Origin of the sequence: Allobosea sp. Tri-44 (assembly GCF_004123845.1) — a bacterium.
Taxonomy (GTDB): domain Bacteria; phylum Pseudomonadota; class Alphaproteobacteria; order Rhizobiales; family Beijerinckiaceae; genus Allobosea.
The window spans coordinates 158,401-174,592 of the sequence record NZ_NBDP01000003.1 but is presented as its reverse complement, the minus strand read 5'-3'; the positions used below and the strand labels follow the sequence as shown (position 1 = coordinate 174,592).

The window sequence follows — 16,192 nt, the reverse complement described above, 5'->3', positions numbered from 1 at the left end:
ACGGGCCGGTTTGGCCGTCCCGTCTCGGCGCGTGGTGCCACCGTGAGACGCAGTCTTGCGCTTTTTCGCGGTGCTGTCACGCGGCAAGCCCCGTGAATTGTGGTGGTGTTTTCAGCGATTTTAAGCGCTCTCGCGCGCCTTCCAGGTGAAAGGCCCGGTGCGCTCGTAAAGCCAGCGATATTGCGTCGTCATCTGGCGCGCCCGGTTGTAGCGCCAGCCGGCGAAGCTGAAGGCGAACAGCACGATCGTGTCGATGATGTAGTAGTGCGGCGACAACAGCGTCGCTTCGAACAGGGCGAAATGGATGAAGCGGATCGCCAGCCCGAGGATCAGCGTATAGATGACGAGCTGGACTGGGGGGCGCCAGGTGATCGCCACCGCCCGGCCCGTCATCCAGGCGGCCCAGCCGCCCATCACCACGGTCACCAGCAGGAAGAGCCAGATGGTCGGCTCCTCATAGAGAATGCCCTGCATCATCGTGCTCCGTTCAAGCCCGCGCCGCTCAATGCCGGCCGCCTTCGAGATAGGCCGCCCGCACCTGCGGATTGGCGAGCAGTTCCTGCCCGGTGCCGCTCATGGTGATGACGCCGTTGACCATGACATAGCCGCGATGGGCGAGCTTGAGCGCGTGGAAGGCGTTCTGCTCGACCAGGAAGACGGTCAGTCCCTGGCTGCGGTTGAGTTCGCGGATCGCCTCGAAGATCTGCTTGACGATCAGCGGCGCGAGGCCGAGCGAAGGCTCGTCGAGCATCAGCAGCTTCGGCCGCGCCATCAGCGCGCGCGCGATCGCCACCATCTGCTGCTCGCCACCCGAAAGCGTGCCGCCGCGCTGCTGCAGGCGCTCCTTCACGCGCGGGAAGAGCGCGCAGATCTTCTCGAGGTCCTCGTCGAAATGCTGCATGCCGGCAACGGCCGCCCCCATCTGCAGGTTCTCGAACACGGTCATCCGCGGGAAGATGCGCCGGCCCTCCGGCGACTGGGCGATACCGAGGCGCGCGATCTCATGGCTCGGCATCCTGGTGATGTTGCGCCCCTCATAGGTGATGGTGCCTTCGCGCGCCTGCGGGGTGCCGAAGATCGTCATCATCAGTGTCGACTTGCCGGCGCCGTTGGCGCCGATCATCGTGACGATCTCGCCCTGGCGGACATCGACGTCGACACCCTTCAGCGCGATGATCTTGCCGTAATAGGTCTTGACGCCGCGGACGGCCAAGAGCGGAGCGGTTTGAACGTCGGGGAGCGGTGCTGTTTCGCTCATAGGCCGACCTCCGCTTCCACCGTCTCGACCTCTTCGTCGTCGACGCCGAGATAGGCCGCGATCACCTTCGGATCGGCCTGCACCTCGGCCGGCGTGCCATCCGAGATCTTGGTGCCGTAGTCGAGCACCACGACATGGTCCGAGATTTCCATCACCACCGACATGTCGTGTTCGATCAGGAGCAGCGCCGTGCCGTGGTCCTTGCGGATCGAAAGCAGGAGATTGTTGAGGTCGAGGCTCTCGCGCGGGTTGAGGCCGGCCGCCGGCTCGTCGAGGCAGAGCAGCACCGGGTCGGTGCACATGGCGCGGGCGATCTCGAGCCGGCGCTGGTCACCATAGGGCAGATCGGCGGCGGGATCGTCGGCGCGATGGACCAGGTTGATCTTCTCGAGCCAGGCCTCGGCCTTCTCGATCGCCTCCTTCTCGCGCGCCTTGTAGCCGCCGATGCCGAGCACGCCGAGGAAGGTGAAGCCCGAGGCGATCATCAGCGGGTTGTGCTGCGCGACCAGCAGGTTTTCCAGCACCGTCATGCCGCCGAACAGGCGGATGTTCTGGAAGGTGCGGGCGACCTTGGCCTTCCAGGCGATGCGGAAGTCCGGCATCCGTTCGAGCAGGTAGCTGTCGCCCGAAGAACCGTCACGATTCTCCTGCGTCAGGGTCATCATGCCCTCGGTCGGCTTGTAGAAGCCGGTGATGCAGTTGAACACCGTGGTCTTGCCGGCACCGTTGGGGCCGATCAGCGCGGTGATGTCGCCCTTGCGGGCCTCGAAGGAGAGGTCGTTGACGGCGGTCAGGCCGCCGAAGCGCATCGTCAGATGCTCGACCTGGAGAAGCGGCTTGGTCGTCATCAGCCGTGCCCTTCCTGGACCATGTCGGCCGAGATCGCTTTCTTCTCCTTGAGGAAGGCGGTCGGCTCGCGGGTCGAGATCAGCCCGCGCGGCTTCCAGATCATGATCACCACCATGGCGAAGCCGAAGATCAGCATGCGGTATTTGGTCGGGTCGAAGTCCTGGCCGAAGATCTGCTTAAGCCAGTCGAGCTCGCGCAAGAGCTCGGTACCGCCGATCATCGCGATCGCCGCGATGGCGCAGCCCCAGAGCGAGCCCATGCCGCCGAGCACGACGATGGCGAGGATCACCGCCGATTCCATGAAGACGAAGGATTCAGGCGAGATGAAGCCCTGCCGCGCCGCGAAGAACGAGCCGGCGAAGCCACCGAACATCGCGCCGAGCGAGAAGGCGGTCAGCTTGGTGTTGGTGGTGTTGATGCCGAGCGAGCGGCAGGCGATCTCGTCCTCGCGCAGCGCCTCCCAGGCGCGCCCGACCGGCAGGCGGCGCAGGCGCAGGCTGACATAGGCGGTCAGCAGCGCCAGGCACAGGATGACGTAGTAGAGGAAGATCGTACGGTAGAGCGGCGAGAATTCGAGTCCGAACACCGCCGCGAAACCAGTATCGCTGGCATTGAACGGTATGCCGAAGAAGGTCGGCCGCGGGATGCCGGAGATGCCGGCATAGCCGTTCGAGAACTCGGTCCAGTTGATCAGGACGAGCCGGATGATCTCGCCGAAGGCGAGCGTCACGATCGCGAGATAGTCGCCGCGCAGCCGCAGCACCGGGAAGCCGAGCAGCATGCCCCAGAAGGCGGCGAGGATGCCCGACATCGGCAGCAGGATCCAGAAGGACAGGCCGAAGTTCTTGGCGAGCAGCGCGTAGGAATAGGCGCCGACCGCGTAGAAGGCGACATAGCCGAGATCGAGCAGGCCGGCGAGGCCGACGACGATGTTCAGCCCCCAGCCGAGCATGACGTAGATCAGGATCTGGACGCCGAAATTATCGATCCATTTCAGTGCCCCACCCCAGCCCGCGAGATTGATCGCGATGATCGGGAAGCTGATCAGGAAACCGAGGCCGAACAGCGAGAAAATCCGCGAATGGCGCTGGAAGAAGCCGATCGTGCCATGCGGCAGGAGCCGCACGACCGACTTGCTCTCACCGCGTGTCTGCTGGCGCAGCGCCATCAGGAAGCGTCCGACGAAGACGATCGCCACGGCCCAGGCGACCGCATCCCAGCGCGGATCGAGCACGAGCTGGTTGTCGAGATTCTGGCGCGTGCCCCAGGCGATGATCGGGATGCACAGGCCGAAGGTGATCAGCGCGGCGAAGGCGGCTTCCTTCAGTGCCTTCGTCATGTCGGCCTGGCGCTTGGCCGGCGTCGATGTGTCCATGGCCATGGGCTCAGACCTTCTCGACTTCGGGCCGGCCGAGGATGCCGGAGGGCATGAAGACGAGGACGACCGCGAGGATGCAGAAGGCGGCGACGTCCTTGTAGTCGATGGTGAAATAGGCCGACCACATCACCTCGATCAGGCCGATCAGCAGCCCGCCGAGTACAGCGCCGGGCAGCGAGCCGATGCCGCCGAGCACGGCCGCGGTGAAGGCCTTGACGCCCGGCGTGAAGCCGTCGGCGAAGTTCACCACGCCGTAGAGCACGAGGTACATGACGCCCGCCACCGCAGCGAGCGCGGCGCCCATCACGAAGGTGACCGAGATGGTGCGGTCGACGTCGACGCCGAGCAGCGAGGCCATCTTGCGGTCCTGCTCGCAGGCGCGCTGGGCCCGGCCGAGCGGCGTCTTCTGCACCAGATACCAGAAGGCGGCGAGCAGCACGACCGTGGTGATGATGATGACGAGCTGCTTATAGGAGATCGAGACCGGATAGGTCGCGCTGTCGATCAGCAGGATCGACTTGTTCAGCATCGGCGGAATCGGCTTGTTGCGCGGCCCCTGCACGACCTGGACGAAATTCACCAGGAAGATCGACATACCGATCGCCGAGATCAGCGGCGCGAGGCGGAACGAACCGCGCAGCGGCCTATAGGCAACGCGCTCGATCGTCCAGTTCCACAGCGAGGTGAAGAACATCGCCAGGATCAGGACGAAGATCAGCGCCAGCACGATCAGGCCGGCCCCAAACCAAGCCGAGATCAGCATGAAGAAGATCAGTGCGATGAAGGCCGACAGCATGAAAACGTCGCCATGGGCGAAGTTCACCATACCGATGATGCCGAAGACCATCGTGTAGCCGATGGCAATGAGGCCGTAGATTGACCCCAGGGTCAGCCCGTTGATGAGCTGCTGGACGAATACTTCCATTGAACGACGCCTAACCCCTCGAATCAGTTACCCGTTCTTTTTTGCGCGGCATGACGCCGACGCATGCGGGATGCGATTGCGGCGCAGAGCTACCAACGGTCTGCGCGCTCGACAATCACCCCACGCCACATTTCTGTCAAAAGCAATCTGCGCGACATTGCATATGCAATAGGCAGCCGATGCTGCTGCCCCGCGCGCATTCCGCGCAAGATGATTGCTCGGCATGCAGTGTACGATTCGCCGCGCAGACCCGGCTCGTCACCGATGTCGCACCAACCTCTACGCGAGATACCGGAATGGCGGCTCCGATCCCGCTCGGATCATGCTCTTTAGGCCTCGCGCACGGGCTCGCCCCCTGCCACGATCGGCCTTCCGCGATTCCCGTTTTCCAGGTGCGCCATGGTCCTCGCCGCTCCTCCCCTCGCCGACGCTGCTCATGATCAGGCGCTCGCGCTGCTCGACCGCGTCCCCCTGATCGACGGCCATAACGACCTGCCCTATGTCGTGCGACTCGACCGGACCGCGAAGGGTGACCTCGCAACCTACGACCTCGGCAAGGTCCATCCCGAGACCGACACCGACATCCCGCGCATGCGCGCCGGCAAGCTCGCGGCGCAGTTCTTCGCGGCCTATGTCCCGCCCAATCATCCCAAGCCCGCCGGCTTCGCGCTGGCGCAGATCGCGCTGATGCGCCGGATTTGGGAACACCACACCGACGTGTTCCGGCCGGGCCTCTCGGCCGATGACGTCGAAGCCGCCAAGAAGGAAGGCCGGATCGCCCTGTTCATGACGATCGAGAACGGCTCGGCGCTCGACAACGAGCTCGAGACGCTCGACGCCTATTGGGACCTCGGCGTCAGGCTGATGACGCTCTGCCACAACGACACCCATGACTGGTGCGATTCGGCGACCGACGCGCCGCGCCATGACGGGCTCAGCGCCTTCGGCAAGCAGGTGATCGGCCGGATGAACCGGCTCGGCATGATCGTCGACCTCGCCCATGTCGCGCCGAAGGTGATGCACGACGTGCTCGACATCAGCGAGGCGCCGGTGGTCTGGTCGCACTCAAACGCCTTCTCGCTCTGCAACCACCCGCGCAACGTCCCCGATGACGTGCTCGACCGGGTCGCTGCCAACAATGGGGTCGTGATGGCGACCTTCGTGCCCGACTTCATCAACCAGGCCTCGCGCGACTGGAACCGGCCGGCCAGGGATCAGTACGGCAAGGCGCGGGAAGGGCTCGACTTCAAGAAGGCGGAAGCCGAGATCACCCGCAGCTCCGGCCCGCGGCCAAGGGCGACGCTGGCGCAGTACTGCGACCATCTCGACTATCTGGCCAAGCGCATCGGTCACGACCATCTCGGCATCGGCTCGGATTTCTTCGGCGGCCTCACGCCGGACGGGCTCGAGGACGCCTCGACCTTCCCGGCCCTGATCGCCGAGATGATCCGTCGTGGCTGGTCGGAAGAGAACCTCGCCAAGCTCGCCAGCGGCAACATGCTGCGGGTGATGCGCTCGGTCGCGAGTGCCGCCGCGCGTTGAGCGCGGCCATCGCGGCAAGGCAAAATTGAGGCAAAATTTTAAGGGTCTGATGCGAGACCTTTCGGGCCCGACATTGCGAGCGGGGGCGGAGCGCTAGCGACTCCCTCCCCTGTCCCGCGCCAGAACAGCCCGGACAGGTCCCGTGAATCTCTTTCCCGCCTCCATCAGGAACTATCTCGTCGCCACCATGGCGTGTCTGTGCGTGCCGGGGCTCGGCGCGCTCGCCTTTCTCGCGGAACAGGCCGTCGAGGACGTCCTGACCAGCCGACGGCTCGTCGAACTGGTCGCCGCCGACGAAGCCCTGCTCGTAGCCGGCAACACCATCCGCTCCAACCGTGGCCAGGCCCAGACCGCGATCCAGGTCGCGGACGATCCGGCACCGACGCTGCGCAAGATCGAGCAGGCCAACCGCGACGAGCTCGGGCGCGCCATGGCGCGGCTGCGCAGCACCGACCTCGCCGAGCGCAACGCGCTGGCCGATGCGATCGACCAGAAGGAAAAGGCGACCGCGTCGAAGCTGCCGGAGATGTACGCCGAGGCTGGCAAGCCCAAGGCGCAGCGCAGCCTCGCGGCGACGATGCCCTGGTACAACGGCATCGGCGAGATCGAGACCGTGATGACAGCCGCCGCCGATGCGACCTCCACGGCGGTCCGGCTGTCCGATCCGGCGCTCGCCGATCTGCAGAACTTCAAGGCGGCCGGCTGGCGCGTGCGGTCGAGCTACGGCACCCAGTGCTCGGTGCTGCGCCCGGTCTTCGGCAGCAACAAGCCGATGGATGCGGCGCAGCTGCGCCGGCTCGGCGAGATGCGCGGCGCCTCCGATGCCGGCGTCGCGCAGTTGACGCAGCTGGCGGCGCGCCCGGGCGTCAGCCCCGAGCTGGTCCGCAAGGTCGGCGCGATGAACACCGAGGTCACGGCCGCCAACCGGCTGATGGACGAGCAGATCGGTCGCGTCGGCCAGGGCAGCAGCCCGGTCGTCGGCGCCGAGGAATGGACCAAGCAGTGCAACGGCCCGTTCAACGCGATCCTCGCGGCCGTCGGCCAGTCCTTCGACGAGATGGAGAACGTGACACAGGCGACGCTGGCGCGGGCCTGGACCCGGCTCGCCATCACCGGCGCCCTGTTCCTCGCTTTGCTCGCGATCTGCGTGCTGAGCTGGCGCGGCGTGCAGCGCCGCATCGCGCGACCATTGGTTTCGCTGCAGACGGCGCTGGCCGGCATGCAGGCCGGTGACTTCGCCCAGAAGATTCCGACCCCGCCCTGCCCCGACGAGATCGGTACGCTGAGTGGCGCGCTCGAGGAGTACCGCCAGAACGCGCTCGCGCTCGAAACCAACCGGCGTGACCGCGAGGTCGCCATGCTCGCCGACGCCGAGCAGGCCGCCAAGGTCCGCGCCCTCGTCGGCGAGGTTGCGGGAATCGTCGCGGCCGCCCGGGCCGGCGACTTCTCCGGCCGGGCCGAAGCCGGCGATGTCGAGGGACCACTGCGCGAGCTGGTCGAAGGCGTCAACGAAATCAACGCCGTCGTCGATGCCGCGACCACCGAGTTCGCAGGGGCGATGCAGTCGCTCGCCGGCGGCGACCTCACCCACCGCGTGACGACGGGCTATCGTGGCCGCTTCGCCGCGCTGCAGGAAGCGATCAACCAGACCGCCGAGCGGCTCTCGACGACGCTCCGCACCATCCAGGCCAACGCTTCCGATGTCGGACTTTCGGCCCGCGAGATCTCGACCGGCGCCGACGATCTCTCCAAACGCACCGAGGAACAGGCTTCCTCGCTCGAAGAGAGTGCCGCGACCACCGAGGAGCTCGCCGCCTCGGTCAAGGCCTCGGCCCAGGCCGCCCAGCAGGCGGTGCGCCAGGCCGGCCAGGCCATGCAGGTCGCCCAGGATGGCGGCGCCATCGCCAGCGAGGCCGTTTCGGCCATGGTCCGGATCGAGCAGGCCACGAAGAAGATCTCCGACATCATCCGGGTGATCGACGACATCGCCTTCCAGACCAATCTTTTGGCGCTCAACGCGGCGGTCGAGGCGGCCCGCGCCGGCGACGCCGGCAAGGGCTTCGCCGTCGTGGCCAGCGAGGTGCGTACCCTCGCCCAGCGCTCGAGTGAGGCAGCCAAGGACATCTCCTCCCTGATCTCCTCGTCGAACAACGAGGTCGAGACCGGCGTGAAGCTGGTCCGGCAGGCCGGGGATGCGCTGACCCGCATCGTCGAGGCTTCGAGCGGTGTGCAGACCACCATCTCCGAGGTCGCGACCGCCTCGACCGAGCAGGCCAACGGCATCGAGGAGATGAGCCAGACCGTCGCGCATATGGACGAGATGACCCAGGCCAATGCCGCGCTTGCCGAGCAGAGCGCCGCCAGCGCCAATGCGCTCGCCGGCAAGATCGCCGAGCTCAATGCGCTCGTCGCGACCTTCAGGACCGGCGACGAGCTCGCGCCGGTCGCGAGATCCCCGGTCGCTGCCACCGCGTATGCCCCGCCTCCCCTGCGCACCTCCGACCTGGCAGCGATCGCGAGCGGCCGAGGCGCCGAGCCGGAGCGCCTGCGCAAGCTCGCTGCGGCGCTCGTCGAGCAGCAGAAGACTCCGCCGCGGCAGGCTCCGGCCCGCAAGCGCGCCAACGATGCCGGCTGGGAAGAGTTCTGAGACGCATCCACGTCGCTGACAAAAGCGGGCGCGGCTTCGGCTGCGCCCGCTCTGCGTTTAGCGGAACATTAAGCATGACTTGCCATGCTTTCGCCCGATCCCGACAGGTGAGAGGGTTATGGCGTTGTCTACCGCAAGTTCACGCTCGGCCGCATCGCGTCTGACGATCCAGCTCAGGATCGCACTGGTCAGCGTCGTCTTCGTCCTCGGCCTCGTGCTGATCGGCGCTGCCTCCTGGACCGGCAGCGGCCAACTCACGGCCGCCTTCGAGGATTCCAAAGCTTACTCTGCGCTCGCCGCCCGTTCGCGCGAGGTCCGGGCCGCGAGTTTCGCGCTGAAGGCGTCGAGCCGTGATGTCCGCTTCCGCCAAGAGGCCACTGATCTCAAGGACTTCGGCACCGGTCTTGAATCGCTGAAGCAGGCGATCGCACGTCTTGGCAGCGCCGCCGGAGCCGACCGCGTGCGCGACAGCATCGCTGCGCTCGACGCCCCCATGAAGGCAATCGAGGCCGACTTCACCGCGATCGGCGCGATGCAGCTCGGCCTGCGCGCCGCCGCTCCTGAAGGCCTCGCCGCCAGGCTGGAAGACGCTGCCGAAGCCCTGGCGACCAAGGTGCGCTCCCACAGCATGGGGTCGGATTCGCCCGACCTCGCCCGGCTGCCAGGCATTCTCGCGGCCTTGCGCCGGATCGATGCTGCCTATCGCCTCACTCTCGACGAGAGCCTGCTCGGCCAGTGGGAGGTCGAGCAGGGCCGCTTCGAGCGTGCGCTCGGCCGCCAGGGCATCCCGGCCGAGGCCAAGGCCGAGATCGGCCCAGCCTTCACGGCTTACGCCGAGATCGTTCCGGCCTGGACCAAGGCTGAGAAGGATTTCATGCTCGCCGCCGAGAAGCTTTCCGGCGAATTCGACCTGATCGCCCCGCCGCTGCAGGAGCTCGAAACCCGGCTCGCCGCCGAGGAGGCTGAGGCCGGTGCCCGCCTCGCCGAGGCACAGGCCCGCACGCAGGCGATCATCCTCGGAACGATCGCAGCCGCGCTGGTGCTCGGCCTGATCGCCGCCTTCATCGTCGGCCGCACCACCGCCCTGCCCTTGCGCCGCCTGCGCGATGCCATGCTCAGGCTCGCCGACGGTGACTATGCGGTTGCCGTCGCCGGCCTGTCGCGCCGCGACGAGATCGGCCAGATGGCGCAGGCCGTACAGGTCTTCAAGGAGAACGGGCTCGCCGTGCAGCGGCTCGAGGCCGAAACCAGCGAGGGCCGGGCCGAGGCCGAGCGCCAGAACCTCGCCAGCGCACGTCACCGCGAAGAGGCTGCCACCGCGCAGGGCACCCTGCTCGCCGAGCAGCGCGAGGTCGTCGGCCTCTTGGCCGAGGCGCTCGCCCGCCTCTCGCAGGGCGATCTCACCGTGCGGATCGAGGACGCGGTCGCGCTCGACTACGAGACGCTGAAGCAGGACTTCAACACGGCGATCGAGCGCCTCGCCGCTACCGTCGACGCGATCAAGGCGACCTCCGTCGAGGTCGCGACCGCCGGCCGCGAGATCACCAGCGGCGCCGACGACCTCTCCAAGCGCACCGAGGAGCAGGCCTCCTCGCTGGAGGAAAGCGCCGCGACGACCGAGGAGCTCGCCGCCTCGGTCAAGGCCGCGGCCGACGCCTCCCGCCAGGCCGCGAAGCTCTCGCAGGAGGCGAGCGGCATCGCCCGCAAGGGCGGCGCCATCGTCGACGATGCGGTCCAGGCGATGAGCCGCATCGAGGAAGCCTCGCGCAAGATTTCCGACATCACCTCGGTCATCGACGAGATCGCCTTCCAGACCAATCTGCTGGCCTTGAATGCCGCCGTCGAAGCGGCACGCGCCGGCGACGCCGGCAGGGGCTTTGCCGTCGTCGCTTCGGAAGTGCGCACGCTCGCCCAGCGTTCCAGCGAAGCGGCCAAGAGCATCTCGGCGCTGATCAAGGCTTCGAACACGCAAGTTGGTGACGGCGTCGAGCTGGTGCGCTCAGCCGGCACCGTGCTCGGCCAGATCGTCGAGGCCTCGCAGCGCGTCGCGACCACGGTGACCGAGGTCTCCTCGGCGTCTTCCGAGCAGGCCAGCGGCATCGACGAGATGAGCCAGACCATCGCGCATATGGACGAGATGACCCAGGCTAACGCCGCGCTCGCCGAGGAGAGCGCCGCCTCGGCCACGGCGCTGGGACAGCAGATCGAGCGGCTGAATGCGCTGGTCGCGGCCTTCAGGACGCATGACGGTGGCCAAGCCGGTCACGTAGTCGATCTCCGGCACGAGCGCCGCCGCGCCTGATCGCCGCTGAGCGGTTGACGGAGACCGCGCAGCCGGCGCATGGCTGCGCGCTCCTTCAGGAAGCAGCCTTCTCATGACCGGTTCCGGCACCGACCGCACGCGCCCGCCCCTCACGGCACAAGCTCCCATCGTCATTCTCGTCGAACCGCAGCTCGCCGAGAATATTGGCATGTGCGCCCGCGCCATGGCGAATTTCGGCCTGTCCGAGCTGCGCCTGGTCGCGCCGCGCGATGGCTGGCCAAGCGGCGGCGGCCTCAAGAAGGGCGCGACGGCAGCCGCTTCCGGCGCCACCCATATCCTCGACAATGCCCGGCTCTTCCCCGATGCCGCCGCGGCGATCGCCGACCTCAACCATGTGCTGGCGACGACGGCGCGCGAGCGCGGCCAGATGAAGCGCGTCTTCACGCCTGCCGAGGCGATGCCAAACCTCAGCGAGCGCATCGCCTCGGATGAACGCGTCGGCATCCTGTTCGGGCGCGAGCGCATCGGGCTGACGAATGAGGAGATCAGCTTCGCCGACGCGATCCTGACCTTCCCGGTCAACCCCGCCTTCGCCTCGCTCAACCTGGCACAGGCGGTGCTGCTCTGCGGCTATGAGTGGCTGAAGGCGAGCGGCGGCGAGCCACCCTTCCGCGAGAACAACCCGTCGCCACCGGCGAGCAGGGCAACCGTCCTTTCGATGTTCGACTATCTCGAAGGCGAGCTCGAGCGCTGCGGCTTCTTCCCGCCCGGCAAGAAGCCGGTGATGACCGCCAATCTGCGCGACATCCTGCACCGGCTGGGCATGACCGAACAGGAAGCGCGCACCCTGCGCGGCGTCTTCAAGTCGCTGGCTGAAGGGCCGAGAGCGAACCGGGGCGGCGAGCCGAAAGCCTGATGGAGCAGCGCGCCGTCAGAACCTCACCGCGAGATTTGCCTTGAAGGCGTGGTCCTGTGTGCTTTCGGCGAGTTGCCCGGTATAGGACACTCCCAGGGCGGCGTTGGCGCCGAGGGCGAGGTCAAGCCCGGCCTCGACGACCGCTGCGTTCTTCGCGATCGGCAGACCGGCGACCGAGAACGGATTGCTGCCGGCGAAGGCGAGCGTCGCTGTCGGCGTGACGTCGCCGAAAGCGTGGCGCCAGGCCAGCCCGCCGCGCAAGGTCAGGTCCATGCCCTGCAGCGCGAACGTGGTCGAGGCGCGCAAGCCCAGCGTGGAGTAGCCGAGGCTGGTGTCGTCGCTGCGGGCCGTCAGCGCCGCCGCCCCGCCGGTCTCACTGAGCCCGTCCGTGTGCAGGTTGACATAGGCCAAGCCGGCGAAAGGCTCGAGTGCGAGCCGGCCGAGGTCGACACGGTAGCCGAGCTCGCCGAAGACCTGGGCCGTGCCGGCGTCGTAATCGGCTTTCAAGCCGTCGCCGAAGCCGGCGAAGGCGACGGTGCGGCGGGTCTCGATGTCGTGCCAGGTGTAGCTCGCGCCGGCGCGCAGCCCGAGCGCGCCCCATTGCCCGCCGCCATAGAGGCCAAGATGATAGTTGTCGCTCTCGCCCGAAGAGAGCCTCGCGTTCACGTCGAACTCGCTCCGGCTGTAGCCGGCGACGATGCCTAAGCGCATGGTGTCGATCACCGCGACATCCGCGCCGATCAGGAAGCCGCCGGTCGAGCGGGTCAGCTTGGCGGCGTTGCGGTCGCTGTCGCCGCGGCCCCAGGAACCGTAACCCTGACCCCAGACCGCGAAGCGGTCGGTCCTGAGCCTGGGCATCGGCCCGGTCGCGCTCGGGGCAAGGTCGGCGCTGAAGCCATAGTTCAGCGTCGCCATCGGCGCCGCGCCAACCGCACCGAAGGCCGAGCGCAGCCGGTCGTTGACCGCCGCGCGCAAGAGCCAGCTCTCGTCGACCAGCGCGCTCTTGGCCGAGGCGTGGATTTCGCCCGAGAGCGCGTCGAAGGCCTGACGGGCGGAGGGCGCATCGAGCATCAACAGGCTGTTGTACAGCGCCAGCGTCCCGCCGGCCTGCGGCAGGGTGTCGAGGCCGGCTGCGGTCGCGAACTGATTGCGGGTCTGCGCCACGGTCCCGAAGATCGCCGGCGGGGCAGTCGGCGGCGTGACGGGAGGAGTGCCCGGACCCGGCGGGGTCACAGGCGGCGTGCCCGGGTCGGGAGGGGTCACAGGTGGCGTGCCCGGGTCGGGCGGCGTCACAGGCGGCGTGCCCTTCAACGCGATGACGAGGTCGACCTGGTTGGGCCGGTGGTCGACCGTAAGGTCGAGGAAGGCCGAGCGCGAGACCGCCCCGGCCACGGTGCCGCTGACCCCGCCGGCGGCGGTGATGATCGTGTAGCGCTGGCCGCCGATGTAGCTCGTCTGCGGGTCGAGCGCGGTGACGCCGATCTGGCTGCCGGTCACCGTCGCCGTTCCCAAGGCGCCCCCCGTTGCGATGACGGCGATCCGGTCCGACGTGCCATTGCCGCCGATCTCGACCTCATAGAGCGAACCCGGCGCCAGCACGAGGTTGCCGGCGACGTTCAAGGTGCCGATCGAGTTGCCCGGCGCGATGGTCGCGCCGGACTGGATCGTGGTGGAGCCGACCGCGCCGGAACCGGCCAGCGTCGCGCCGTTGCGCACGGTGAGGGGCGAAAGCAGAAGCGTGCCGTTGACCGAGAGCTTGCCGGCCTCGACCGTCGTCGGGCCGGAGAGGATGTTGGAGCCGGTGAGGGTCAGGTTGCCGGCGCCGCGCTTGGTGAGGGAACCGCTGCCGGTGATCCGGTTGGCGAAGGTCGCGTCGGTCGGCTGATCGATGATCAGAGCGCCAAGGTTGGAGATCCGGCCGCTGCCGAAGCTCGTGGCCTGGCCGATCACCGTGCCGGCGGCGATCTCGGTGCCGCCCGCATAGGTGTTGACGCCGGTGAACGTCGTCGAGCCCGTGCCGCTATGGGTGACAAAGCCTGTGCCCGAGATCGCGCCGCCGAAGCTGACGGCGTCCGAGCGGTTGAGCAACAGGTTGCCGTTGTTGACGACGTCGCCGACGATCGAGCCGTTCGTGCCACCGTCGCCGAGTATCAGAGTGCCGGCCGAGATCAGCGTGCCGCCGGTATAGGTGTTCGTCCCGGTGAGGCTGAGAATACCAAGATCGGACTTCACCAGCTGGGCGGCGCCAATGAGGTTGGAAGCGATCGTGGCCTGGGTGAAGGCGCCGCTCGCGGTGCCGTCGCCGACGCGGATGACCGCCTGCGTGCCGGTCAGCGTGATCTCGCCGCCCTGGACGGTGTAGCCGCCCGTTACGAACTGCATGCCCGAGGCGATGACGGGGCCGAGGCCGGTGACGACCGTGACCGTGCCGGGCGTGCCCTGGAAGACGGCGAAGGAGCCCGCCGCGAAGCCACCGTTGGGGACGCCGAGCTCGTTCGTCCAGTTGTTGTTGCCGGAGGCGGCCAGCCAGGTGCCGTTGCCGCCGCCGATGACGCTGTTGTTTCGCCCGTCCGTCCCGCCGTCCCAGAAGCGCAGCGTCAGCCCGGCGGTGTTGACCAGGTTGATCTGCCCGGCGACGCCGGTCTGCACGAAGAAGTCGGGCGTCGGCACCGAGCCGACCGTGAGACCGTTATCGATCAGCGTGCCGGTATAGTTGAAGATGCGGTAGATGCCGGGATCGAAGCTGCCGCCCGGTGCGGTCGTGACGTTCAGGAGGCCAGCGACGGTGAGGTTACCGTTGACGTTGGTGAGATCGTTGAGCGGGCCACCGGGAACGCCGGCCTGGCCGAGGTTATAGTTGAGCAGCGCGCCGCTGTTCAGGGTCAGGTCGCCGTTGATCGTCAGCGTGCCCGGCGTCGCCCCGGCTGCGCCCGGCGCCAGCGTGCCGTTGGTGTCGATCGTGACGTTGCCGCCGATCGTGCCGGTGCCGCCGAGCGTCGCGCCGGTGAGCACGCCCACGGGGCCGAGCGTCGAGCCAGCGACCAGCAGCGTGCCCTGCTCGACCGACAAGGGTATCGCGGTGGCGCCCGTGCCAGTCAGCGTCCAGGTGCTGGTGCCGGTCTTTATGAAGGCGTCGAAGTTCTGGTATTGCGCGGCCGGACCGATGGCCGAGACGTTGAAGCTGGCGTCGGCGCTCCCGCCGAGGCGCAGGGTGTCGAGGAGCCCGGTCGGGTTCGCGACGACATTGCCGATGATCTGAGAGCCGGCCTGCAGCTCCAGCGATATCCTGCCCGTAGTGACCCCCGCCACGAGCGTAATCGCATCGGCAGAGCCGGCGCCTGCTCGTATCGCGCCGCTGTTAACGAGGCTGAGGTTCGCGGTCGCTGAATTCGTGGTGATCGCGGCCGCTCCGCTCCCGCCTTGAATCGTGCCGCTGTTGTCGAGGGCAAACGTCGCACTGCCCCGGACGGCAACGGCCCCGGCTCCGCCTTCAATCGTCCCGGTATTGACGATGGCGGCGGTGACGCCCCCTGAAACGGCAAGCCCAATGCCGCCCACCGTGGCTCCGGCGCCGCCGCGAATCGTTCCATGATTGACCAGCCTGTTGTCTGCGCCAGTCCCGCCGAGACTGACGCCGAATCCGCCTGCGCCTCCTGTGCTGTTTCCGCCCAGGATGGTTCCAAAATTCGTCACTGACGAGTTGAGTCGAGCCGAGATGCCAATGCCAGCGGCTGCCGCTTGCGCGTCGCCGCCCTTGAAATTGCCCCGCAACGTGAAGCTGTCGCTAAGGCCGGCAACGCCAATGATATTGATCGTATTGCCGGCGGTCGCGCCGGTGCCGTTGATACCGGAAAGCGTAAAGCTCCCAGTGTCGATCGTGATGGGCTTGGTCGGAACTGGCAGGCTGGTCGTATTCGTGGGGAAGCTGGCTGTCAGCGTGATCGTCGAGGTGGGGTCGCCGTCGCCATTCGCCTGGGTGATGCGCCCGCGCAGCTCGGCGTCGGTGCCCGCCAGATAATCCGCGGCCATGGCCGGCGCCGGCAGCCAGCAGGCCAGGGCCAAGGCGGCGCCGCTGACGCCCGCGAGAAGCCTGCCCTTCTTGGTCGATCTTATGGTCTCGATGCCCCTATCCGCGTGCGCTTCCATAGGGGCTTCTCCTCCGGAGAATTAGGCCAGTCCGAGCTGCAACCATGCCGGGATTCGGCGGGCCGCCACAATGACGAATGGGCAACAGCAAGAACGGAAGGTTACGAAGTGCCCGGATAAATGACTTTGCGGCGACGTGAGCGGGAACGGTCTGTGCTGACGGAGGCCCGGCCCGTGCTGGTGTCGTTGTTCGTGAAGGTCGTCAGCCCTGCCAGATTGACGCCGACGCCAGCATTGGCAGTGCCCTCGAGCACAAAAAAGCCGGCCC

10 protein-coding genes are annotated in these 16,192 nt (G+C 67.5%); 4 read left to right on the top strand and 6 right to left on the bottom strand.

The genetic code is table 11. From position 1 onward, the window contains the following. Nucleotides 1–120: 120 nt before the first annotated feature. From B6S44_RS00830 to B6S44_RS00810, 5 genes are read right to left on the bottom strand one after another with little or no spacing between them, the layout of a single operon-like run. Entirely contained in the window at nt 121–474 is a 354-nt protein-coding gene (locus B6S44_RS00830; RefSeq protein WP_129154913.1) for a DUF6867 family protein, read from the bottom strand. Between the two features lie 28 nt (nt 475–502). Continuing rightward, complete coding sequence (locus tag B6S44_RS00825) at nt 503–1,258, bottom strand: ABC transporter ATP-binding protein (protein WP_129154912.1); 756 nt, start codon at nt 1,256–1,258, stop codon at nt 503–505. Next, complete coding sequence (locus B6S44_RS00820) at nt 1,255–2,106, bottom strand: ABC transporter ATP-binding protein (protein WP_129154911.1); 852 nt, start codon at nt 2,104–2,106, stop codon at nt 1,255–1,257. Before B6S44_RS00820 ends, B6S44_RS00825 begins: the two co-directional genes overlap by 4 nt. After that, nucleotides 2,106–3,482, bottom strand: coding sequence for a high-affinity branched-chain amino acid ABC transporter permease LivM (gene livM / locus B6S44_RS00815; RefSeq protein WP_465246074.1), 1,377 nt, complete (start codon nt 3,480–3,482; stop codon nt 2,106–2,108). Before livM ends, B6S44_RS00820 begins: the two co-directional genes overlap by 1 nt. A gap of 10 nt (nt 3,483–3,492) precedes the next feature. Next, nucleotides 3,493–4,410, bottom strand: a complete 918-nt coding sequence (locus B6S44_RS00810) for a branched-chain amino acid ABC transporter permease (protein ID WP_129154909.1) — start codon at nt 4,408–4,410, stop codon at nt 3,493–3,495. 399 nt (nt 4,411–4,809) lie between these two features. On the opposite strand from B6S44_RS00810, the gene B6S44_RS00805 reads away from it, so the two are divergent. The 4 genes from B6S44_RS00805 (at nt 4,810) to B6S44_RS00790 (ending at nt 11,778) form a co-directional block, all read left to right on the top strand. Continuing rightward, a complete protein-coding gene (locus tag B6S44_RS00805; RefSeq protein ID WP_129154908.1) occupies nt 4,810–5,952 on the top strand; it encodes a dipeptidase in 1,143 nt (380 codons plus the stop codon). A 142-nt stretch (nt 5,953–6,094) separates the two neighbouring features. Further along, complete coding sequence (locus B6S44_RS00800) at nt 6,095–8,599, top strand: methyl-accepting chemotaxis protein (protein WP_129154907.1); 2,505 nt, start codon at nt 6,095–6,097, stop codon at nt 8,597–8,599. Nucleotides 8,600–8,717: 118 nt separating this feature from the next. Further along, on the top strand, nt 8,718–10,901 hold the full coding sequence (locus tag B6S44_RS00795; protein ID WP_129154906.1) for a methyl-accepting chemotaxis protein: 2,184 nt from the start codon (nt 8,718–8,720) through the stop codon (nt 10,899–10,901). 73 nt (nt 10,902–10,974) lie between these two features. After that, nucleotides 10,975–11,778: an RNA methyltransferase gene (locus B6S44_RS00790; RefSeq protein ID WP_129154905.1), complete on the top strand. Its 804-nt coding sequence runs from the start codon at nt 10,975–10,977 to the stop codon at nt 11,776–11,778. A 15-nt stretch (nt 11,779–11,793) separates the two neighbouring features. On the opposite strand, the gene B6S44_RS29755 is transcribed toward B6S44_RS00790, so the two are convergent. Then, nucleotides 11,794–15,924, bottom strand: coding sequence for an autotransporter domain-containing protein (locus B6S44_RS29755; RefSeq protein WP_129154904.1), 4,131 nt, complete (start codon nt 15,922–15,924; stop codon nt 11,794–11,796). Between the last annotated feature and the right edge of the window lie 268 nt (nt 15,925–16,192).

What these genes read in the sequence shown, in the direction of transcription:
- B6S44_RS29755 (WP_129154904.1), bottom strand. Translation starts at nt 15,924, where the DNA reads ATGGAAGCGCACGCGGATAGGGGCATCGAGACCATAAGATCGACCAAG.
- B6S44_RS00805 (WP_129154908.1), top strand. Translation starts at nt 4,810, where the DNA reads ATGGTCCTCGCCGCTCCTCCCCTCGCCGACGCTGCTCATGATCAGGCG.
- B6S44_RS00820 (WP_129154911.1), bottom strand. Translation starts at nt 2,106, where the DNA reads ATGACGACCAAGCCGCTTCTCCAGGTCGAGCATCTGACGATGCGCTTC.
- B6S44_RS00790 (WP_129154905.1), top strand. Translation starts at nt 10,975, where the DNA reads ATGACCGGTTCCGGCACCGACCGCACGCGCCCGCCCCTCACGGCACAA.
- B6S44_RS00825 (WP_129154912.1), bottom strand. Translation starts at nt 1,258, where the DNA reads ATGAGCGAAACAGCACCGCTCCCCGACGTTCAAACCGCTCCGCTCTTG.
- livM (WP_465246074.1), bottom strand. Translation starts at nt 3,482, where the DNA reads ATGGACACATCGACGCCGGCCAAGCGCCAGGCCGACATGACGAAGGCA.
- B6S44_RS00810 (WP_129154909.1), bottom strand. Translation starts at nt 4,410, where the DNA reads ATGGAAGTATTCGTCCAGCAGCTCATCAACGGGCTGACCCTGGGGTCA.
- B6S44_RS00795 (WP_129154906.1), top strand. Translation starts at nt 8,718, where the DNA reads ATGGCGTTGTCTACCGCAAGTTCACGCTCGGCCGCATCGCGTCTGACG.
- B6S44_RS00830 (WP_129154913.1), bottom strand. Translation starts at nt 474, where the DNA reads ATGCAGGGCATTCTCTATGAGGAGCCGACCATCTGGCTCTTCCTGCTG.